Raw genomic sequence first — 20,007 nt, forward strand, 5'->3', positions numbered from 1 at the left:
GAAGAGGCCAACCAGGCGACGATGACCTGGCGCAAGAGCACCCGTAGCAACGGTTCCGGCGACTGCGTCGAGGTCGCCGACAACCTGCCCGGCGTGGTCGGGCTACGCGACAGCAAGGACCCGCGAGGTCCTATCCTCGCCTTCGACCCGGCAGCCTGGTCGACCTTCGTCGCGGGCGTCAAGCACGAGACGTTCCGGAACTGAACGCGGCAGGCATCGCCTGCGCACCCTGACCCTACGATCCAATGCCCGAAGCCTCCGTGCTTCGTAGCTTCGCCAGGGCGCGCAGGTACTCGTCCTCTACAATCCGGTCGAACGCTGCTGGCTGCGCCCCCGCGTGCACGACCTTCCGCGTAAGCCGCGCCTGCTCCCAGAACCTCAAGCCGATCTCGGTGGCGAAGATGTCAGCCGCCAGCAGTCCTCGCAACTGGCTCTCAGGCATCCCGCCCAGTTGCCAGGTCGTGGCCCAGAAGTTGAGGATCAGATTGATGTAGGCCCGCTGCCTCCGCCGTTCAGGCGCAGGGTCCTGGGTCAGCGACCCCCAGCACTCCATCAGCACGGCATCATCTATGGCCATCTTGAGCAACAAGGCGTGCTGGTCACGTTGCGCGTATTCCAATGCGATGCGGGCCTGCCTGTTTTGACTGATGGTGGTGGCGACCACACCCACGAGAGCCAGCGCGGACAGAAGCATGGAGACCGAGCCGTAGGCTTGGCCGATATTCGCCAAGCGCTCCCAGTCGGTACTCGGATCGAAGGCGTAGTCGATCAGGGGCGGGGAGAGCAGCAGCGCAAGCCCTCCCAAGAAGACCAACAACGCCCAGACGGCTACGCCGCGAACACTCCTCATCTACGCAAGGCTAGTTCTCCCATCAAAGTTGATCAATCGAACGCGCCGCCACCTGGCACCCCGATCCTCCTGGCTCTGCACCCACCGCAGAACCGGCACGCCGTGCGGCAGGTTCTGGTGTGCGGGTGGGTGCGCCGGGTATGACGGAAACATGAGGGCGAGTTTCCGTCTGGGTCGGATCGCCGGCGTACCGGTCGGCGTCAACTGGAGTGTCCTGGTCATCTTCGTGCTGATCGCGTGGGCGCTGTCGGCGAGCCTGTTCCCGGCCTCGTACCCCGGTCACTCCCCCGTCGCCTACTTCGCGGCCGGCCTGGCCGCCGCCGTGGTCTTCTTCGTCGGTCTACTCGCCCACGAGGTGGCGCACGCGGTGGTCGCCAAGCGCAACGGCATCGAGGTCGAGGGCATCACGCTCTGGCTGTTCGGCGGTGTCGCCGAGCTGAAGGGCGAGGCGAAGGACCCGGGCGCCGAGCTGCGGATCGCTGGGGTCGGGCCGCTGGTCAGCCTGATCATCGGCGTGTTCTTCGCGGCGATCGCGGTGGCTGTGGCCGCCGCGGGCGGGCACGGGCTGCTGCTCGGCGCGCTGGCCTGGCTGGCGGGCATCAACGTACTGCTGGCGATCTTCAACGTGCTGCCGGCCGCCCCGCTGGACGGCGGGCGGCTGCTGCGCGCGGCGGTGTGGAAGTTCACCGGCGACCGAACCAAGGCGTCGGTGGTGGCGGCCCGCGCGGGCTGGGTGCTCGGCGTCGTGCTGATCGGGCTGGGGCTGTGGCGGTTCTTCACCGGCGCGGGGTTCGGCGGGTTGTGGCTGGCGCTGATCGGCTGGTTCCTGCTCGGCGCCGCCGGCCAGGAGGAACGCGCCGCCCGGATGGGCGACGCGCTGCGCGGCATCCGGGTCGGCGACGTGATGACGCCGCAGCCGCAGACCGCGTCCGGCGACCTCACAGTGGCCGACTTCGTCGACCACTACCTTTTCGCGTACCGGCACTCCGCGCTCCCACTGACCGTCGACGGCAGGCCGGTCGGTCTGGTCACGCTCGATCGGGTACGCGGCATCGCGGCCGACCGCCGTGCGTCGACCACCCTGGCCGAGGTGTCCTGCCGGGCCGACGAGCTGGTGCTCGCCCGCCCGGACGAGCAGCTCACCGACCTGCTGCCCCGGCTCAACGAGTGCACCGACGGCCGCGCTCTCGTGGTGGTCGACAACCAGCTTGTCGGCATCGTCTCGCCCAGCGACATCAGCCGCGCGGTGCAGCGCGGCAGCCTGCGCCAGCAGATGCCGGCCGGACGCTGAAATCAGTCCCTAGGGAAGTAACGGTCCATCTCGGCGGTGCGGAACTTCCCCTTCGGGTCGAACTCGCGCAGCAGCGCGGCGAAGTCGGCGTGCCGGGGGTACGCGGCGGCGGGGTCGCGCTCGAACAGCTTGCCCCAGTGCGGGCGCGGCGCGAACGGGGCGAGCCGTTCCTCCACCTCGGCCAGCACCGGCGCGACAGCGACCGGATCGCCGATCCAGGTGAAGTGCAGCGCCAGCGAGTCGCGCCGGAAGTTCGGGCTCAGCCACAGCTCGTCGGCGGCGACCGTACGCAGCTCGCAGATCTGGAGCACGGCGGCGATGCGGTCGGCGACCGGGTCGAGCGCGGCGAGCGCCGCCGACGCGTCGGCCCGGGCCACGTGCCACTCCGACTGCAGCTCGTCGCCGCTACTGGGGGTGAAGCCGAGCCGGAAGTGCGGCAGCCGCTCGTGCCACGGCCCCGGCTCGCCGAGCTGAGCGGTGCAGTGCTCCGGCGACATGCCGGGCACCGGGTGCCGGGGCGAGTCGGCGGCCACCGTGTCCAGCCAGTCGGCGGGCGGCGGGGCCTCGTCGGCGTACTGCTTCACCCACACCTGGTCGAAGCGCTCCGAGCGCCACGAGGTGAAGACGCTGACGCTGTACGCGGCGTCGAGCGCCTCGTCCAGCGCGGCGCGGGGCAGGCCCAGACGGACGTGCTGCCGGATCTCGTACGTGGGCACCACGTCGAGCGTGAGCCGGGTGACCACGCCCAGCGCGCCCAGGTTCACCACCAGCCCGGCGAAGCGCGGATCGGTCCGGTCGACGGTGATCAGGTCGCCGTCGGCGGTGACGAGTTCCAGCGCGGCGACGGCGGCAGCGAGGTTGCGGTTCCGCGCGCCGGAGCCGTGGGTGGCGGTGGCGACCGAGCCGGCCACCGAGATGTGCGGCAGCGACGCGAGGTTCGCCAGCGCGTACCCCTGAGCCTGGATCGCGGTGGCCAGGTCGCCGTAGCGGACGCCGGCCGCGACGGTGACGGCGCCGCGGTCGGGGTCGAGCGCGACGGCGGGTGGCAGGCCGTCCAGCGCGATCTGGGTGCCGGTGGTGTCGCCGAGCCGGTTGAACGAGTGGCCGGTGCCGACGGCCCGGACCAGGTCGGCCTCCGCGACCAGCCGCCGCAGTTCGTCGGTCGAGGTCGGCCGCGATCGGGTACGCGCCGACCAGCTGACGTTTCCGGCCCAGTTCGTGTCCGTCATGCGCGCCATCATCCGCCATCATGCGCCGGCAGGGTTGCCCCGGCCACTCGGCGGGAATCCTGGCGGGATGAGCAGCTACCGCGACCCGAGCCTCCGCGGCGACGTGTACCCGTCGGAGGAGGAGATCGACCCGACCGGCGTGGACCCCGACGCTGCGGAGATGCCGCCCGCCGGTGTGGGACCCGCCGGTGTGGGGGTGACGCCCGCCGCGACCGCCCCGGTTCCGGGGCCCGCGCCGGAGCCCGAGCCGGACCCGGTGCCCCACCCGGGGCCGCCGCCGCGCCAGGGGGCGGGCCGGTCGATCGTGACCCGGCACCTGGACGGTTCCGTCGAGGTGGTCACGGATCTGGACGGCGACGGTGTGGCCGACGTGGTGCAGATCGACCTGGACGGCGACGGCGTACCCGACGTGACGTACCTGGACAGCGACCGCGACGGCCGCCTCGACACGGTCCGCCGCGCCACAACAAGCTGACCCGCCCGCCGCCCACGCGACTCGGCGACGATCTTGGAGTTCTGGCGTCCACACCGCCGTTGATCATGCAGTTGCTGCCCCGACAAGAGCCGTAAATCCGGCACCGGAAGGGCCGCAACCGCAAGATCGCGGGGTTGGTGGGGGCGGCGCGGGAGTGCCTCCCGTAACGCGAGATTGTTGTTCCGCAAGGTGGGACCGCTGGAGATCTTGGTACGAAAGGGCCCCTATAGGGGCCCTTTCGTACCAAGATCTCGACGGGAGGCGGGAGGCGGGAGGCGGGAGGCGGGACGGGCGGCGGACAGGGCCGGGTCAGACGTGGGGCATGACCTCGGCGGCTACCAGCTCCAGGTGGTCCAGGTCGGTCAGGTCGAGCACCTGGAGGTAGGCCCGGGAACTGCCCGCCTCGGCGTACCGGCCGAGCGTCTCGACCACCTCGGCGGGCGTGCCGGCGGCGCCGTTGGCACGCAACTCGTCCGGGTCACGGCCGATCGCCTCGGCGCGCCGCTTCACCTCGGCCTCGTTGCGACCGCAGCACAGCACGAGCGCGTTGGACCAGGCCATCGTGGACGGGTCGCGGTCGATCTCGGCGCAGGCGTCGCGTACCCGCTGGAACTGCGTGACGGTGTCCTCGACCGAGACGAACGGCAGGTTGAACTCGTCGGCGTACCGGGCGGCCAGGCGGGGCGTGCGCTTCGGGCCCATGCCGCCGAGCAGGATCGGCGGGCGGGGGCGCTGCACCGGCTTGGGCAGCGCGGGCGAGTCGCTGACCGGGTAGTACGTGCCGGGGAAGTCGAACGTGGAGCCCGCCGGGGTGGACCAGAGCCCGGTGATCACCGCGAGCTGCTCCTCCAGCCGGTCGAACCGCTCCCCCAGCGGCGGGAACGGGATGCCGTACGCGGTGTGTTCCTCGGCGTACCAGCCGGTGCCGATGCCCAGCTCGACCCGGCCGCCGCTCATCTGGTCGACCTGCGCCACCGTGATCGCCAGCGGGCCGGGGAGCCGGAACGTGGCGGCGGTCATCAGCGTGCCGAGCCGGATCCGGGTGGTGTCGCGGGCCAGCCCGGCGAGCGTGGTCCAGGCGTCGGTCGGGCCGGGGTCACCGCTCACCGAGCCCATCTTCAGGTAGTGGTCGGAGCGGAAGAACGCGGCGAAGCCGGTCTCCTCTGCACGCCGGGCCACGGCGAGGAGCTGGTCGTACGTGGCGCCCTGCTGGGGTTCGGTGAAGATCCGCAGTTCCATGCCCCGAGCATATGGAGCCGGCCGGCGCGGGGCAGCGCGACCTGTCATTCCTTGCCAGGCATATAACCGATGAGGCATATTGAAGGCGTGACAGTCGACGCCTTCGCCGTGCTGGCCGAGCCCTCCCGGCGCCGCATCCTGGACCGGCTGCGCCGGACCGAGAGCAGCGTCGGCGAGCTGGTGGACGCGCTGGGCATGAGCCAGCCGGCCGTCTCCAAGCACCTGCGCGTGCTCCGCGACGCCGGCCTGGTCACCTGCCGTACTGCCGCGCAGCGGCGGATCTACCGGGTCGACACCGCGCCGCTTCGGGCCGTCGACGACTGGCTCGAGCCCTACCGGTCGATGTGGACCACGCATCTCGACGTCCTGGAACGCCATCTCGACAGTCAGGAGTGACAGATGGACCGCGCCACGTTCCGCCCCGGCCCACTCGCCCGGGTGAGGCTGACACCCGAAAACGAACTGGTCTTCGTCCGCGACCTGCGGCACCCGCCGGAAACCGTGTGGGCCGCGCTCACCGACCCGGATCGGCTCGCCGAGTGGGCGCCGTTCCTGGCTGACCGTGACCTGGGCCGCCCCGGCGACGCCGTACTCAGCGCCGTCGACGGCGACCAGAGCTACCCGGCGCCGGCCCGGGTGCTGCGCGCCGACCGGCCGCACCTGCTGGAGTACACCTGGGGCGACGACCTGCTGCGCTGGGAGTTGACCGCCAACGGCGACGGCACCACGCTGACGCTGCGGCACCGGGTCGGCGGTCCCGACCTCGCCGCGATGACTGCCGCCGGCTGGCACATCTGCCTCGACGTCGCCGCGCATCTGCTCGACGGCGACCCGGTCGGCCCGATCCGGGGCGCGGAGGCGAAGGACTTCGGCTGGGCGGACCTGCGCGACGCGTACGCCGAACGCCTGAACCGCGACTGACGACTGCGGTCACCCGGTCCGGCGGCGCAGCCACCCGGCGGCGCCGCCGACAAGCGTCGTTCCGATGGTGGTGCCGATCGCCACGAGCGCCGCCCCGACCGCCCACAGGCCGGTGTCGTCGGTCGAGGCGGCGTGCACCGCCCACGGAACGGTGAACGCCACTGTCATCACGGTCGCCACCAGCCAGATGTTCAGCCACCAGCCGGCGACGGCGGCCAGCGCGCCCAGGGTCAGCACCGCGGCGGCGACCTGCCAGACCGCGTACGGCCCGCTCATGTCGCCGGTCTGCGGGTCCACGGTCCAGCCGGACTCCCAGCTCAGCCAGGCCACCCACGCGCCGGCCGTGGCCAGCGCCAGGAACAGACCGCCGAGCAGCGTACGTCTCGTTGTCACGCCTTCGATCCTGCCCGGCCGGCGGGGCGGGCGAATGAGCACGCGTACTCGATTTCGCCGCCGCGCACACGACGGTGTGCGCGGCGTGTGCGCCCGGTGCCAGCGGCCCCGGCCATCGTCGGCGTCATGAGTTACGCATTCGAAGCGGAGGGCCTGGTCAAGCGGTTCGGTACGACCACCGCGCTGGCCGGGATCGACCTCGCCGCACGCCGGGGGACCGTGCTGGGGGTGCTGGGACCCAACGGCGCCGGCAAGACCACTGCGGTACGGATCCTCGCCACGCTGTTGCGCCCGGACGGGGGACGCGCGACTGTCGGCGGCTACGACGTGGTCACCGACGCCGCCCGGGTACGGCGGCTGATCGGGCTGACCGGCCAGTACGCCTCGGTGGACGAGGACCTGACCGGCACCCAGAACCTGGTGCTGATCGGCCGGCTGCTCGACCTGAGCCGCCACGAGGCGCGGGCGCGGGCGGCGGAGCTGCTCGCCTGGTTCGGCCTGACCGACGCGGCCGGACGCCCGGCCAAGACGTACTCCGGTGGCATGCGCCGCCGCCTGGACCTGGCCGCGAGCCTGGTCGGCCGGCCGGAGGTGATCTACCTGGACGAGCCGACGACCGGGCTGGACCCGGCGAAGCGGGAGGAGATGTGGGGTGTGGTCCGCTCGCTCGTCGACGACGGGTCGACGGTGCTGCTGACCACGCAGTACCTGGACGAGGCCGACGCGCTCGCCGACGAGATCTCGGTGATCGACCACGGGCGCGTGATCGCGCACGGTACGCCGGGCGAGCTGAAGCGGATCGCCGGCAGTCAGACGATCGTGGTCCGGCCGACCGATCCGGGCCGGATCGGCGCGGTCGCCGAGATCCTGCGCGCCGCCACCGGGGCCGATCCCGAGCTGCCCCGGCCGGGCGTGCTGACCGTGCCGGTGGACGACGACGCCCCGTTCACCGCTGTGGTCCGCCGGCTCGACGACGCCGGCATCGGAGTGGTCGAGCTGGCGTTGCGGCTGCCCAGCCTCGACGAGGTGTTCTTCACGTTGACCGGCCACGGCGCCGAGGAGCAGGCGGAGGTGGCGGCATGACCACGACGACCCGTACGGCGACGCCGCCGCCCCGGACCGGCACGCCCCGCGCCTCCGCCCGTCCGTTCGGGCTGGTCCGGCACAGTCTCGCGCTGGCCGGCCGCAGCCTGGTCAAGACGATCCGGACCCCGGAACAACTGCTCGACGTCACGCTCCAGCCGGTCGTCTTCGTGCTGATCTTCGTCTACCTGCTCGGCGGCGCGGTCGCCGGCTCGCAGCACGAGTACCTGCAGTTCCTGCTGCCCGCGATCATGGTGCAGACCGTGCTGTTCGCGTCCATCGCCACCGGCGTCAGCCTCAACACCGACGTCGAGAAGGGCGTCTTCGACAGGTTCCGCAGCCTGCCGATCGCCCGGTCCGCGCCGCTCGTCGGCTCGGTGGTCGGCGACCTGGTCCGGTTCGTGGTCTCCATCGCGGTGCTGCTGGGGTTCGGCTACGCGCTCGGCTTCCGGATCGGCACCGATCCGCTGTCCGCGCTCGCCGCCTGCCTGCTGACCATCGCGTTCGCGTTCGCGGTCAGCTGGATCGGCGTGCTGCTCGGGGTGCTGATGCGCAGCCCGGGCGCGGTGCAGGGCACGGCGTTCCTGCTGCTGTTCCCGCTGACCTTCGGCACCAACATGATGGTGCCGACGGACACGCTGCCCGGCTGGTTGCAGTGGTGGGTCGGGGTCAACCCGGTGGCCGACGTGATGGAGGCGGCCCGGGGTCTGATGATCGGCGGCCCGGTGGCCGGGCCGGTGACCCGGTCGCTGCTCTGGACCGTGGCGATCATCGCGGTGTTCGCGCCGCTCGCCGTCCGCGCCTACCGCCGCCGCGCCTGAGGGCGCCTCATCCAGCCGGGTCGCCGCCCACGAACGCGAGGGCGTCGGCCCGGCTGCGGCCGTGACCCCGGGCGTACGCGGCGGCGTATCCGTCCTCGCCCAGCTCGGCGCGCAGCCGCTCGGCGAGCCGCTGCGCGTCGGGATTGGAGCGGTCCGGCCGCCCGCGCAGCGAGTCGGAGACGCCGAGCAGTTCGGCGGCGCGCTCGTACCGGCCCTCGGCCACCGCCAACGCCACCCAGCCGACAGCGACGATCGCGACCACCGGCATGTCCCGGGCGGTGAGGCTGCGCGTGGTCGCATCGTCGAGACAGCGACGCGCACCCGGCAGGTCACCGCGGGCCAGCGCCAGATGGCCCGTCTCGGTCAGCAGCAGGGCACGGAACTGCGGGGCGGCCAACGGCGTCTCGTCCTGGCGGCGCGTCGCCTCGGCGAGGCACTCCTGCGCCTCGTCCAGCGACCCCTCGGAGCGGGCGATGCTGCCGAGCATCATCAGCCCGAACGCCGCGTCCCGGCCGTCCCGGTCGGTCACGAACCGGCGCAGTTCGGCCTTGGCGCCGGCCACGTCGCCGGAGCGGGCGCGGATGGCGGCGAGCCAGATCAGCTGGAAGCCGGGCTCGGAGGCCGGGTTGAGTTCCCGGGCCAGCCGCACCGACTCCTCCAGCGCCGCGGTCGCCGCCTCGAAGTCGCCGCGTTTGGTGAGCGCGTCGGCGTACTCGCTGAGCACGTGCGACAGGCTCATCCGCTCGCCGACCGCGCGCAGCTCCGCGGCGGCGTCGGTCAGGTCACGCAGCATGCCCTCGGCGTCGCCGTCGTTCTCCTTGAACTTGCCGCGTACCCCCAGCAGCGTGCCGTCGGTCCACGGGTCGGGATGCCCGCGCGCACGGTCGATCGCCGCGATCCCGGCCGCCGTGTCGTCGTCGAAGATCGACAGCATCGGCGCGAGCAGCCCCACGATCGGATGCTTGGTCCCCTCCACCGCCCGCAGGGTCGTGGTCAGCTCGGCGATCTGCTCCGGCGTCGGCCCCCGCTCGCCGCCTGCCAGCTCCGAACCGATGCGGATGGCGAGCACCACCGCCCGCTCCTCCGCCGGGGCCGGGCCGGGCAGCGCCAGCGCGCGGGCCAGCACGTCACCGCCGATGCCGCCGTCGCCCCAGATCACCAGCGGCAACGCCAGCCCCGCGCCGATGCGCAGCGCGGTGTCGGCGTCACCGGCGTCGCAGGCGTAGTGCAGCGCGCCGACGATGTTCTCCCGTTCCGCCTCCAGCAGCCGCAGCCACGGCAGTTGACCGGCCGTGCGCAGGTGCGGCTCCGCGGTCCGGACCAGCTCCCGGAAGTACGCCGCGTGCGCGGCGCGCGCCCCGGCCGACGCCCCGGCGGCGGCGAGCCGTTCCAGCCCGTACTCCCGGATGGTCTCCAGCATCCGGAACCGCCCGTCGCCGACCACCTGGAGCAGCGACTTGTCCACGAGCGCGTCGAGCAGCGCGGCGGCGGCCGGGCCGGCGACGCCGGCCGCCGAGTCGGCGGTGACCGACGCCGGGAAGACCGCGAGCCGTTCGGCGAGCTGCCGCTCGTCGTCGGTGAGCAGCCCCCAGCTCCAGTCCACCACCGCCCGCAGCGTGCGGTGCCGGGGCAGCGCGGTGCGGCTGCCGCCGGTCAGCAGCCGGAACCGGTCGTCCAGACCGGCCGCGACCTGCCGCGGCGACAGCGTCCGCAGGCGCGCCGCCGCGAGTTCGATGGCCAGCGGCAGGCCGTCGAGCCGCCGGCAGATCTCCACCACTGCCGCCATGTTCTCGCCGGTCACCGCGAACCCGGGCCGCACGGCGGCGGCCCGGTCGCGCAGCAACTGCACCGACGGGTACGCAAGCGCGTCGCCCGGCGTGGCGTCCGCCGGTGGCAGCCGCAACGGGGGTACGGGTTCCAGCACCTCGCCGACGATGCCGAGCGGCTCCCGGGACGTGGCCAGCACGCGCAGCCCCGGACAGTGGCCGAGCAGGTCCTCGGCGAGCCGGGCGGCGGCCTCGACGACGTGTTCGCAGTTGTCCAGCACGATCAGCGTCTCGTCGGTGGCGATCGTGTCCACCAGGCGGCCGAGCGTGTCGCGGGCCGGCTGGCGTACCGGTTCCAGCTTCCGGTCCCGCCGCCCGAGCGTGTCGAGCACGGCCCGTGGCACGTCCGCCGGGTCCGTGATCGGCGCCAGCTCGACCAGCCACGCCCCGCCGGGTACGCCGTCGGCGAGCCGGCCCGCCGCCACGCTCGCCAGCCGCGTCTTGCCGGCTCCGCCCGGCCCGAGCAGGGTGACCAGCCGGTTGCCGGCGAGCAGCCCGGTGAGCCGGCGCAGGTCCTCGTCGCGCCCGACGAAGGTGGTGAGCGCGGCCCGCAGGTTGCCCCGCGTCACGGCCGTCGGCTGCCGCGGGGCCGCCTCGCCGCGCAGCAGCTCCAGGTGCGCGGCCCGCAACTGCGGCGACGGGTCGACGCCCAGCTCGTCGGCGAGCCGCTGCCGGATCCGCTCGTACGCGGCGAGCGCCTCGGCGGGCCGCCCGGCGGCGGCGAGCGTACGCAGGTGCAGCTCGGCCAGCCGCTCCCGCAGCGGATGCGCGGCGGTCAGCTCCTCCAGCTCGGCGACCAGCAGTTCCGGCCGCCCGGCGCGCAGCTCCGCCTCGATCCGGTCCTCCTGCGCGGTGAGCCGCAGTTCCGCCAGCCGCGCCACCGCTGCCGCCGCGTACGGCGCGTCGGTGACCTCGGCCAGCGCCGGCCCCCGCCACAGCGCGAGCGCGTCGCGCAACATCGTCCGCGCCGTCGCCGGGTCCCCGTCGCGAAGCGCCGCCCGCCCCTGCCGGGTCAGCCGCTCGAACCGCCCGGCGTCCACGTCGTCCGGGTCCAGGTCGAGCCGGTAGCCCGCCGGGCTGCTGCGTACCCCGAGCCCGGGCACCGCCCGGCGCAGCCGCGACACGAGCGTCTGCACCGCGTTGGCGGTGTCGGTCGGCGGCTCGTCGCCCCAGAGCGCCTCGGCCAGCGCCGGTACGCTCACCGGCCGGCCCGGGTCCAGCGCGAGGCGGATCAGCAGCGCCCGCAGCCGCGCCCCGGCGACGTCGAGCGGCCGGTCGCCGTCGCGGACCTCAAGCGGCCCGAGGATCCCCACCCGCACCATGCCACTCTCTCACCCGCCGGCGAACCGATGGTGGCAAGATCGCGGGCGTGACGAGTGTGTCCCGCCCGCTGCCACGGCTCGTGGGGCCGGAGGCGTTCGCGGACGTCCCCGCCGACCGGCTCCTGGCGGTGCTGGAGGCGGTCACGATGGTCCTCACGCTCCCCCACCGCGCCGCCGAGCGGGTGGACGCGCTGGTGGTGGCCACCGGCCAGGGCGAGGACTGGCGTCTCACCGACGCGATCCGCGCCTGGGAGACCGGCCCGGCGCTGCGGCACCTGCTGGTGGCGAACACCGACTCGGCCGAGCGGACGTACCGCCCGCTCACACTGGACCGGCTGCGCGGACTCGGTCTGCGCCGGGTCGACGGGGTCGTGCTCCAGGCCGAGCCGGTCACCGGCACCGGCCGGCAGGCCACCTGGGTCGTGGAGCAGGTACGGGCGCTGGGCATCGGCAGCGTCGCGCTCGTCGTCTCGCCGTACCACCTGGTCCGGGTCTATCTCACAGTGCTGCGGGCCTGCGACGACGCCGGCCTGCGGATCCCGATGGTGCCGCTACCAGTGGCTGTCGCACCGGACGCCCCGGTGCCGGAGACCGGCGCGGCCGGGTACGACCTGGTGGCCGGCGAGGTCAGCCGGCTGCTCCGCTATCCCGGCCAGGGGTGGATCGCCGCCCCGGAACGGCTACGCGACTACCTGCGCTGGCTCTGGTCCGCGCACCGTCCCCTGCTCACCGGCGCCTGAAGGTTCCCCGGCGGGCTACGCGTCGGGGATCCGGACGGTGAGCACCCGGGTGAGGATGCGGAAGCCGGCCGCGTCGTACATCCTGCGGGCCGGGTTGCCGTCGACCACCGACAGGCCGACGGACGGCAGTCCTGCCTCCCGCGCGCCGCGCAGCGCGTGGACGAGCAGCGCCCGCCCAAACCCGCGCCGCTGTGCCCGGGGCGCGACACCGAGGTTGAGGATCCAGACGCAGTCGTCGTCGGTCCACGGCACCGGCCCGGCGCACAGCACGTGCCCGGCGCTGCGGCCGTCCGGGTCGATCAGCCGGGCCGAGGCGGGCACCAGGGGCGGCACCGGCTCACCGGTGTCGAACATCGCCCGCACCTGTTCGGTGTCGCTGGGCTGCCAGCGGCCGTCCGGGTGGTCCGGGCCGTACGCCGCGTCCAGCCCTGCGGCGAGGTCGTCGTCCCAGCCGGGGGCGCCGAGCGACCAGCCGTCCGGCAGCGCCACCGGCTCGGGCACGTCGGTCAGGTCGTGCCGCATGTCAGTGGCGGCCCGGCTCAGCTTCAGCCCGTCGGCCACCAGCGCCGCCGCCAGCGCCTCGTCCGGCGTCTCCAGCCGATGCCCGGCGAGGTCACGCCGCACCTGCGCGACGAGCCGGGTGAACGGCGCCCCGGGTAGCGCCCGGACGTCGGCCGCGACCCGCGTGCCGTCGTCGTCCCGCAGCCGCATCCGGGCCAGCGGCACGTCGTCGGCATCGAACAGCAGCGAGTCGTCAGGGGCGTCGGGGTGCGGTAGTACCGGCATTCGCGGCAGCGTACCCGGCGCGCCCCGCCCCCGCTTCCCCGCCGATCTTGGAGTTGTGGTGCCTGAATCGCCCTACTCGGTGACATTTGTCAACCGCCACAACTCCAAGATCGGCGTCGGGCGGGACCGGCGAGCGGTGGGAGGCGCCTAGGGTTGGGGGGTGAGCAGGGTCGATCGGGGTAGCAGGACGATCGGGGCCGCGCCGGCAGCGGTGTACGGGGCGCTCGTGGACCGGGCGGCCCTGGAGGCTTGGTTGCCGCCGGACGGGATGCGCGGGCGGATCGAGCGGTGGGATCCTCGGCCCGGTGGCGGGTTCCGGATGGTGCTCACCTATCTCGATCCGGCGGGCAGCCCGGGCAAGACGTCGGACGCCACCGACGTGGTCGACGTCGGGTTCGCCGAACTCGTACCAGCGCGCCGGGTCGTGCAGACCGCCGTGTTCCAGGCCGACGACCCCGCGTACGCGGGCACCATGACCATGACCTGGCACCTCGCAGCGGCCGGCGACGGCACCGAGGTGACGGTCACGGCCACCGGCGTACCGCCGGGCATCGACCAGGCGGCGCACCAGGAGGGCATCGCGTCGTCGCTGGCGCACCTGGCCGCGTACCTCGAATCGGGCGGCTGACCTCGGCGGACGCCGGGATTGGCGGCGGTTTTTGCGGGTAGCCGCCCGCGGTGACCGGGCAGCGGGAGGGGCGCGACGGCCGGCGGGGGTCGTCGCGGCGCGCCGGCCTGGACGCGGAACGGTTCGACGAGGCGTGGGAGCGCGTGAACGAGCGCGGCCGGGCCGCCGGGCGGGACCGGATGCAGCAGCTGCGGGTCAAGTCCGTACTCGCCGTGCAGGCCGGTCTGGCGGCGGCGCTGGCCTGGGCCGTCGCGCGCTGGGTCACCGGCATGCCGAGCCCGATCTTCGCCCCGGCGGCCGCGGTCGCGGTGATCACCTCGTCGTTCGGACGCCGCCTCTCCAACACCGTCGAGCTGCTCGCCGGGGTGACGCTCGGCATCATCGTGTCGGACCTGCTGATCGGTGCCGTCGGCGCCGGGGTGTGGCAGACCGGCGTGATCGTCGCGGCGTCCGTCCTGGTCGCGCTGGCATTGAGTACGCGGGGCGGGATCGTGGGCAACGCCAGCGGTACGGCGGTGCTGCTCGGCGCGCTCTCCTCCTCCCGGCACACGCTGGAGTTCCCCCGCTTCGTGGACGCGCTGATCGGCGGCGGCGTGGGCCTGGTGGTGACGCTGCTGCTGGTGCCGATCAACCCGCTGCGGGTCATGCGGCGGGTGGCCGCGCCGACGTTGCGGCAGCTCGCCGACCAGCTCGCGGCGACCGCCACCGCGCTGCGGCGACGCGACCACGAACTGGCCGACCGGGCGCTGAGCCGGTCGCAGGCGATCGGCACGGACCTGGGCCGGTTCTGGGACGTCTTCGGCGGCGCGAAGGAAACCGTCGACCTCGCCCCGGCCCGGTGGCCGAGGCGGCAATCCGTTCAGCATTACCAGCTCGGCGCGCCGGACGTGGACCAGGCGGTCTGGAACACCCGGGTGCTGGCGCGGCGGGCCGTGGTGCTGATCGAGGACGGGGAGCCGATCCCGGAGAGCCTGCCGGACGCCGTGGAGGCGCTCGGCGCGGCGGTGCACGCCGTACAGGAGGAGGTTCTCGCGGACCAGGGTCCGGAGGACGCCCGCCGGCACGCGCTGAGCGCGGTGGCGGCGGCGACGCGCGCGGAGCTGGCCGGGACCGGGCTGTCCGGCACGGTGATCGTGGGGCAGGTCCGGACCGCCGCGAGCGACATCCTCCAGGCGACCGGGATGGACCGGGCGGAGGCGCTGCGGCGCATCCGGGAGGTGGCCGCCGCGCAGTCGTGACCCGGTCAGTCGTCCCCGCGGACGCGGGCGTGCAGGTGCATGTCGTGCCGTCCGTCGTCGTGCACGGCCGCGCTGCGCTTGGTGCCCTCCAGCCGGAACCCGGCCTTGACCGCCACCCGGCACGACGCGACGTTGCCGGTGGAGTGGTCCAGCCAGAGCCGGTGCAGCCGGCCGTCCGCGAGCGCCCACGCGCTCAGCGCCCGCAGCGCGCCGGAGGCCACGCCGGTGCCGCGGGCGGCCGGAACCACCCAGTACGCGCACGCGGCCTCGCCGTCGTCGAGGTTGACGCCGCCCAACGTCATGCGGCCCACCACCTCGTCGCCCCGGGTCACCGCCCAGCTCGCGCCCGTCTCCTCCTGCCAGGCACGACGGGAGTGGGCGAACCACTGGAGGACCTGCTCCGGCGACGCGGGCCGGCGGGTGTGCCAGCGGCGGATCTCCGGATCCTGGTACGCGGCCAGGACGGTCGGCGCGTCCCCGTCCGCCCAGGGGCGCAGGACCAGGCCGCCCTCGGCGGGCAACGTCGGTTGCGGGCCGGCGGCCAACGTACCGGCGGGAACGGCGGGCGGTGTGGACACCTGAAAGCGCATGCCCGACTCTCCCCCGCCGACCACCCCACATGTCAATCGGGTTCAGATCGGCACGTGCGAGGGTCCACGCGTCACGTGGCCGCTCGGCTAGGGTGCGCTGGTGGCAGTGACGGCAGCGGGCGTCTTCCGGCGCACGCCGCGGGAACGGGCCGACCAACGACTCGCCTGGGAGCGCGCCGACCAGGCGTTCTTCGCGGCCGGGGCCTGCCACATCCTGGCCTGGGTGTGCCGGGACACCTACCCGGACCGGCCGATCGGTCTCGCGGGGTTGCGGTTCGCGGGCGAGCGCCAGGTCTTCCACGTGTACGCGACCTGGGCGGACTGGGCGTTCGACCACGCCGGATGGAACCGGGAGGCGGACCTGCTCGCCGCCAACCGGGAGTTCGAACGGCGTCCACTGGACCGGATCGGGATCACGGGCGACCTCGCCACGTTCTGCCGGGCCCAGCATCACCGCATGCCGCACCAGTACTTCGGTGACCCGCTCCCCCGCGCCCGCGACTACGTGAACCGGCATCCCCCGCCGGTGAGCAGGTAGGCGACCCGAATCAGCGCCGGCGCACGGCTCGCCACGAACTCGGCCAGCACCGCCCGGTCGTCCTCGTCCACCGCACCACCCTCGTCTCCTCGTTCACCAGTGACAGACGCGCGGGGACGCCGCCGCTATCCCGGAATCGGCGAGAATCCTGCTCAGGGCCCCGCCTACACTGCGCCGCGTGGACCAGGCCGCACCGGTGCTGCTGCTCGGCTGCGAACACAGCTCCAACACCTCGCTGCACCTGGCGGAATGGCGGCAGGCGTCGCCGCCGCGGGCGGTGACGGGTTCGGCGGTACGGCTGCCGGACGGAACGAGCCGGTGGACCACGTGGACCGACGTCGTCACCGACGAGGACGACTTCGACCGGCTGGGCGCCGACTTCGAGGCCACCGGCGGCGCGACGACCGGCCGGGTCGGCAGCGCGACGGCCAGGCTGATGCGCCAACGCGCGCTGGTCGACTTCGCGACCGGGTGGATGGCTACCAACCGCACGGGCTGATCGCCGTCCCCGTCCGCCGCCCGGACTCGCACGACGGACGAGGCGCTCGACTCACGCGGGGCGTTGTTCGTTCTCCTCGCCAGGAGGACGCTGGCGGAGCGGCTCGGTCGTGTGGCCTTCGGACGGCGGCGGCATCAACAGAGCGGTCGGGTCCGCACCCGACGGTACAGCGGGTCCACTCAACGCCGCGGGCGCGTCGGGATACGCGGCGCCGCTGTGCTCCCGCAAGTGCTCGCGGAGTTGGGAGATCATCCTGTCCACGGAGGACGGCTCCGTGACACCCTGGATACCCATCGCCTCGTTGGGCGCGATCCCCAGCCAGAGGTCGACAGCCACCCGGCCGGAGACAAGCAGTTTGATGATCTGGCGCTGCGTGTAGTGCCCGAACTGTGCACCCATGTTCGGCCCGTTGCCGATGGCTCCCGAGAAGACCCCGCCGCTGTTGCCGTCGGAGCCGGGTTTCCACTGCTCGTTGAAGACGCTCACCCGGTCCGCGGACGTCTCCATCCCGTCCACGTTGCCGAGCGCGTACTCCTTCGTGGAGTCGCGGATCGTGAACCCGGTGGCGATGTCGAGCACGCACTCGTACACCGGCAGGCGCCAGTTCGACATGTAGACGATCATGATCTTGTACGCGGAGTAGCGGAGTTTGCCGTCCCGTCCCCTGTTCCAGTGGAACGGGAGAACCGAGAACAGCTCGGGGATTCCGTAGAAGACGAGATAGGGCTGCCTGCCCTGGGAAAGCTCGGTGGGGTGGATGTTCAGCCGCCGGTAGCCCATCTGCGCGATGGCTTCCTCGGCCCCGTACAGCCAGGCGTCCATCTCCTGATCGGTCGCCCGGGGATAGGCGCGCCGGCGCGCCTCCGCATAGTTCAAGAGCCCGATGAGCCCCAGGACGACGAGCACCGCGCCGCCGACCCCACAGAGGAATCCGAGACAGATCGCCGCGTCACCGACGGCGAACATCACCAGGGCCATCAGCAGGAGTCCGCCACCGAATGCCAGCTTGACGTACTGGGCTACCGGCGTGGACGGTTCGGGCGCGAAATACTTGCCGGCTCGCTCTGCGCGTTGTTCAGGATGCATCAGATCCCCTGGTTTCGGCTGAGCCCCTGCCAGGTCGGGCACTCGACAGCAGGAACGTGGTTGATGATCTCGCGGGCGCGATCACTGCCGACGCCCGACAGCGCCGCCTGAAGGCCGCGCAGCCTGGAGCGGTCGGTCGGAATGCCACGGATTTCGTAGTAGTCCTCGATGATCAGCGCCCAGAGGGCTCGCAAATGGTTGCTCGTACGGCCGGGCTCGATCTGAATGCCGATCTGCAGCAGATTCTCCATCGCCCGGATCACCTCGTACCGGTACCCGCCGGGGCGTCGGCCGCCGAGAGCGGCCAGCACCCGGTAGTAGTAGACATCGACTTCGCGTGGATACATGTTCACGAGCGTGTTGAAGCGCTCCAGGGCCCGCGCGTACGCCCCATTGTTGAGAGCAGCGACCGCCTCGACGAATTCCGGGTCGACGCGGATCTGCTCCGGGAGCAGGTCCGCCAACGGCGGCCAGGCCTCAGCCAGCGTGGCGAGCGGGATGATCCACGAGATCCGCAGCCTCTTGTCCATGTCGGCGGTCGAAACCATGCCGACGACGCGGCCCGACGTGACGTCGACAACGGGGCCGCCGCTGTATCCGCGCTGGATCTGGCCGTCGAATCCGGGCAGACCGTTCACCTGGATGAGCTTCCCGGTCTCATCAGGCCCGATGACCTGGACCCGGGTCCGCTGACCGCGGTCGTCCGCCGCCGAATACTGTTCCGGAAAGCCGAGCGCGTCGAGCGGCGTCTCCGGCCGCGGCGGCGCACTGGGCCCGAGCGGCGCCGCAGGCCAGCTCTCCGGCACGTCGACGACTGCCACGTCGGTCCCGTCGTACCGGCCCGGACTCCAGCCCGGCACCGCGTAGCGGGTGGAACAGACCTGGCCCGAGCCCCAGCCCCCCGGCGCCTCCGCCCAGCACCGGCCCCGGCCCTCGACCACGTGAGCGCACGTGAGGGCCACGCCCGGCGCCACGACGAATGCGGTTCCCAGCACCTCCGACGGAGCACCATCATTCGTCGTGGCTCGGATCCGCAGCCGCCAGGGTTCAGAGGAGGTGATCATTTCGGTGCGGAGTCTTCCCGTCGCCAGACCAGTTCGACACCGAGGTTTCCTTCGTACGCGGTCTTCGCGATGACGGCGTTCATCTCAGCCGTCATCTTCACCGCGAAGGTGAGCTTGACCTCGCTCGGCCCCAGGTCCTCGCGGAACACACGCATGGCCTCCAGAGCCGCCACGCGTACGCTCCGAAGGGACTCCTCGAAGGATCTCGGTTCGGCACGACCGCTGCGGCCCACCGGCCCGATGCCGACGCTCTCGCCACGAATATCAAGGTCCTGACCATCGACCTCGATGAGAACCGGATCCGCTCCATGCACCGCGAATTGCCTGGTAACTGGCACAGCACTCCTTCGGACGGAAGGAAAAAGAGGTCAGCGGGACAATGCAGACGACGCGACAATGCGTCGAGGATCGACCGGCAGCACACCCGCAACTTGCGAGGATCGTTCAACCGGCTTGAAATCGATCCTGGCGTTCGCGCACTGATGCCAGGATCAGGCATTCGGCCGGTTCGATTGTCAGCAACACGACTTCTGGTCGAATATCGCGCCCTACTGAGGACTGGGCCGATGCCTTACGGCATCTCGCATCGATCACTACTCCTGGTGGACCCCTGCGGACTGGACGCGGACTAGCAGGCAGACTTCTGGACGAAGGTCTCGCGTTCCCCGGCGTCCGGGTCGTCGGCCCAGTGCCACAGGCTCACATTCCCTCGCCAACTGCGCCGCGTATCCAGCTCAAGGCTTACCTTGGCATCCTTCAACGTCAGGACTAGATGGCCGTCCGCTGCCAGGTCACCCGGGCGCAGCTGGCCGCTCCCGGAAACCGTGTCGTTCGGACCGAACACGGCCGCAGAGACCGTGAAGGAACGGTCTGGCTCGATCTTGACGACCCCACCCTGCCGGGACTGGAAAACGCCGCACAGAGCGTCGATGCGGACCGGCCACAGTGACCTCCAGGCCAGGGCACACGGCAGCAGCGCGATCAGTAGGCCGACGGCCACAAGCAAGACCTTTCGCCTGCTCACGCCCGTCTCCTGTCGATGTCCGCCGTCGGCATGGCCGGTGCCGCTTCCGCCTTCATCCCGGCAGCGTAGGCGGTGATGCCGCCAACCATTCCTCGCCTCAGCTCATCTCCGCGGTGGGTCCGCACATCGCGGAACTGGCCCGCGTCTAGCTGGTCGGGCTGCCGCAGGCTCAGATGGGCGGCATCGAACGCGCCCGCCCTCGGGTACGGTGACGCTTCACGAGTCGCGCCCTTACCGGTGATGGCCTCGCCGTTCAGGAGGTGACGCGCGTGAGAAGGACCAGCCGCATGGTGTGGTGGCCGCTCAGCATCTTCCTGATGGCGGCGCCGGCAGCCTGTACGTCCTCAAGCGGTACCGGCCAGGG

At 72.5% G+C, this 20,007-nt stretch carries 23 protein-coding genes; 12 read left to right on the forward strand and 11 right to left on the reverse strand.

The window, feature by feature from the left end:
* Positions 1 to 21 precede the first annotated feature (21 nt).
* On the forward strand, positions 22 to 204 hold the full coding sequence (locus J3R08_RS23865) for a DUF397 domain-containing protein (protein WP_104113057.1): 183 nt from the start codon (positions 22 to 24) through the stop codon (positions 202 to 204).
* Positions 205 to 235: 31 nt separating this feature from the next.
* Here the strand turns inward: J3R08_RS23865 and J3R08_RS23870 are convergent, their stop codons facing one another.
* Positions 236 to 850 carry a DUF6082 family protein gene (locus J3R08_RS23870; RefSeq protein WP_043329129.1) on the reverse strand — a complete coding sequence of 205 codons (615 nt, stop codon included), beginning with the start codon at positions 848 to 850 and terminating at the stop codon, positions 236 to 238.
* Positions 851 to 1,001: 151 nt separating this feature from the next.
* On the opposite strand from J3R08_RS23870, the gene J3R08_RS23875 reads away from it, so the two are divergent.
* Positions 1,002 to 2,141 carry a site-2 protease family protein gene (locus tag J3R08_RS23875; RefSeq protein WP_043329128.1) on the forward strand — a complete coding sequence of 380 codons (1,140 nt, stop codon included), beginning with the start codon at positions 1,002 to 1,004 and terminating at the stop codon, positions 2,139 to 2,141.
* Positions 2,142 to 2,143: 2 nt separating this feature from the next.
* Here the strand turns inward: J3R08_RS23875 and J3R08_RS23880 are convergent, their stop codons facing one another.
* Positions 2,144 to 3,370: an FAD-binding protein gene (locus J3R08_RS23880; RefSeq protein ID WP_043331036.1), complete on the reverse strand. Its 1,227-nt coding sequence runs from the start codon at positions 3,368 to 3,370 to the stop codon at positions 2,144 to 2,146.
* A gap of 67 nt (positions 3,371 to 3,437) precedes the next feature.
* Between J3R08_RS23880 and J3R08_RS23885 the strand changes: the two genes are divergently transcribed.
* Entirely contained in the window at positions 3,438 to 3,845 is a 408-nt protein-coding gene (locus J3R08_RS23885; RefSeq protein ID WP_113972636.1) for a hypothetical protein, read from the forward strand.
* A gap of 309 nt (positions 3,846 to 4,154) precedes the next feature.
* On the opposite strand, the gene J3R08_RS23890 is transcribed toward J3R08_RS23885, so the two are convergent.
* Positions 4,155 to 5,084: an LLM class F420-dependent oxidoreductase gene (locus tag J3R08_RS23890; protein ID WP_209962845.1), complete on the reverse strand. Its 930-nt coding sequence runs from the start codon at positions 5,082 to 5,084 to the stop codon at positions 4,155 to 4,157.
* Between the two features lie 87 nt (positions 5,085 to 5,171).
* Between J3R08_RS23890 and J3R08_RS23895 the strand changes: the two genes are divergently transcribed.
* Positions 5,172 to 5,480, forward strand: coding sequence for a helix-turn-helix transcriptional regulator (locus tag J3R08_RS23895; protein WP_280841830.1), 309 nt, complete (start codon positions 5,172 to 5,174; stop codon positions 5,478 to 5,480).
* Between the two features lie 3 nt (positions 5,481 to 5,483).
* Positions 5,484 to 6,005: an SRPBCC family protein gene (locus tag J3R08_RS23900; RefSeq protein ID WP_187693411.1), complete on the forward strand. Its 522-nt coding sequence runs from the start codon at positions 5,484 to 5,486 to the stop codon at positions 6,003 to 6,005.
* A gap of 9 nt (positions 6,006 to 6,014) precedes the next feature.
* On the opposite strand, the gene J3R08_RS23905 is transcribed toward J3R08_RS23900, so the two are convergent.
* Positions 6,015 to 6,398 carry a hypothetical protein gene (locus J3R08_RS23905; protein WP_043329122.1) on the reverse strand — a complete coding sequence of 128 codons (384 nt, stop codon included), beginning with the start codon at positions 6,396 to 6,398 and terminating at the stop codon, positions 6,015 to 6,017.
* A gap of 126 nt (positions 6,399 to 6,524) precedes the next feature.
* Here J3R08_RS23905 and J3R08_RS23910 point away from each other — a divergent pair, with 126 nt between their 5' ends.
* Both J3R08_RS23910 and J3R08_RS23915 read left to right on the forward strand, forming a co-directional pair.
* Positions 6,525 to 7,481, forward strand: coding sequence for an ATP-binding cassette domain-containing protein (locus tag J3R08_RS23910; RefSeq protein ID WP_113972741.1), 957 nt, complete (start codon positions 6,525 to 6,527; stop codon positions 7,479 to 7,481).
* Positions 7,478 to 8,302 carry an ABC transporter permease gene (locus tag J3R08_RS23915; protein ID WP_064448199.1) on the forward strand — a complete coding sequence of 275 codons (825 nt, stop codon included), beginning with the start codon at positions 7,478 to 7,480 and terminating at the stop codon, positions 8,300 to 8,302. Before J3R08_RS23910 ends, J3R08_RS23915 begins: the two co-directional genes overlap by 4 nt.
* A gap of 7 nt (positions 8,303 to 8,309) precedes the next feature.
* Here the strand turns inward: J3R08_RS23915 and J3R08_RS23920 are convergent, their stop codons facing one another.
* Positions 8,310 to 11,450 carry a BTAD domain-containing putative transcriptional regulator gene (locus J3R08_RS23920; RefSeq protein WP_209962849.1) on the reverse strand — a complete coding sequence of 1,047 codons (3,141 nt, stop codon included), beginning with the start codon at positions 11,448 to 11,450 and terminating at the stop codon, positions 8,310 to 8,312.
* Between the two features lie 47 nt (positions 11,451 to 11,497).
* Between J3R08_RS23920 and J3R08_RS23925 the strand changes: the two genes are divergently transcribed.
* Positions 11,498 to 12,190: a hypothetical protein gene (locus J3R08_RS23925; protein WP_374102387.1), complete on the forward strand. Its 693-nt coding sequence runs from the start codon at positions 11,498 to 11,500 to the stop codon at positions 12,188 to 12,190.
* 15 nt (positions 12,191 to 12,205) lie between these two features.
* On the opposite strand, the gene J3R08_RS23930 is transcribed toward J3R08_RS23925, so the two are convergent.
* The gene (locus J3R08_RS23930; protein ID WP_209962851.1) at positions 12,206 to 12,976 is read right to left on the reverse strand and encodes a GNAT family N-acetyltransferase; all 771 of its coding nucleotides are present in this window, start codon (positions 12,974 to 12,976) and stop codon (positions 12,206 to 12,208) included.
* Positions 12,977 to 13,136: 160 nt separating this feature from the next.
* On the opposite strand from J3R08_RS23930, the gene J3R08_RS23935 reads away from it, so the two are divergent.
* Both J3R08_RS23935 and J3R08_RS23940 read left to right on the forward strand, forming a co-directional pair.
* Positions 13,137 to 13,604 (forward strand): SRPBCC family protein, encoded by a 468-nt coding sequence (locus J3R08_RS23935; protein ID WP_187693407.1) that lies wholly within the window; start codon positions 13,137 to 13,139, stop codon positions 13,602 to 13,604.
* Between the two features lie 50 nt (positions 13,605 to 13,654).
* Positions 13,655 to 14,842, forward strand: coding sequence for an aromatic acid exporter family protein (locus J3R08_RS23940; protein ID WP_209962853.1), 1,188 nt, complete (start codon positions 13,655 to 13,657; stop codon positions 14,840 to 14,842).
* A gap of 5 nt (positions 14,843 to 14,847) precedes the next feature.
* Here the strand turns inward: J3R08_RS23940 and J3R08_RS23945 are convergent, their stop codons facing one another.
* Positions 14,848 to 15,432 carry a GNAT family N-acetyltransferase gene (locus J3R08_RS23945; RefSeq protein WP_069088886.1) on the reverse strand — a complete coding sequence of 195 codons (585 nt, stop codon included), beginning with the start codon at positions 15,430 to 15,432 and terminating at the stop codon, positions 14,848 to 14,850.
* 100 nt (positions 15,433 to 15,532) lie between these two features.
* Here J3R08_RS23945 and J3R08_RS23950 point away from each other — a divergent pair, with 100 nt between their 5' ends.
* Together J3R08_RS23950 and J3R08_RS23960 are read left to right on the forward strand one after the other, a co-directional pair.
* Positions 15,533 to 15,970 carry a hypothetical protein gene (locus tag J3R08_RS23950; protein ID WP_113972643.1) on the forward strand — a complete coding sequence of 146 codons (438 nt, stop codon included), beginning with the start codon at positions 15,533 to 15,535 and terminating at the stop codon, positions 15,968 to 15,970.
* Positions 15,971 to 16,148: 178 nt separating this feature from the next.
* Positions 16,149 to 16,469 (forward strand): AAC(3) family N-acetyltransferase, encoded by a 321-nt coding sequence (locus J3R08_RS23960; RefSeq protein ID WP_280841832.1) that lies wholly within the window; start codon positions 16,149 to 16,151, stop codon positions 16,467 to 16,469.
* Between the two features lie 51 nt (positions 16,470 to 16,520).
* Here the strand turns inward: J3R08_RS23960 and J3R08_RS23965 are convergent, their stop codons facing one another.
* The 4 genes from J3R08_RS23965 to J3R08_RS23980 form a co-directional block, all read right to left on the reverse strand.
* Positions 16,521 to 17,555, reverse strand: a complete 1,035-nt coding sequence (locus J3R08_RS23965) for a hypothetical protein (protein ID WP_124778941.1) — start codon at positions 17,553 to 17,555, stop codon at positions 16,521 to 16,523.
* On the reverse strand, positions 17,555 to 18,619 hold the full coding sequence (locus J3R08_RS23970; RefSeq protein ID WP_209962855.1) for a serine protease: 1,065 nt from the start codon (positions 18,617 to 18,619) through the stop codon (positions 17,555 to 17,557). The genes J3R08_RS23965 and J3R08_RS23970 overlap by 1 nt, the downstream gene beginning before the upstream one ends.
* Positions 18,616 to 18,957 (reverse strand): CU044_2847 family protein, encoded by a 342-nt coding sequence (locus J3R08_RS23975; protein ID WP_209962857.1) that lies wholly within the window; start codon positions 18,955 to 18,957, stop codon positions 18,616 to 18,618. The genes J3R08_RS23970 and J3R08_RS23975 overlap by 4 nt, the downstream gene beginning before the upstream one ends.
* A gap of 290 nt (positions 18,958 to 19,247) precedes the next feature.
* Complete coding sequence (locus J3R08_RS23980) at positions 19,248 to 19,643, reverse strand: hypothetical protein (protein ID WP_209962859.1); 396 nt, start codon at positions 19,641 to 19,643, stop codon at positions 19,248 to 19,250.
* Between the last annotated feature and the right edge of the window lie 364 nt (positions 19,644 to 20,007).

This window comes from Micromonospora sp. HB375 (assembly GCF_017872985.1).
GTDB lineage: Bacteria > Actinomycetota > Actinomycetes > Mycobacteriales > Micromonosporaceae > Micromonospora > Micromonospora chalcea.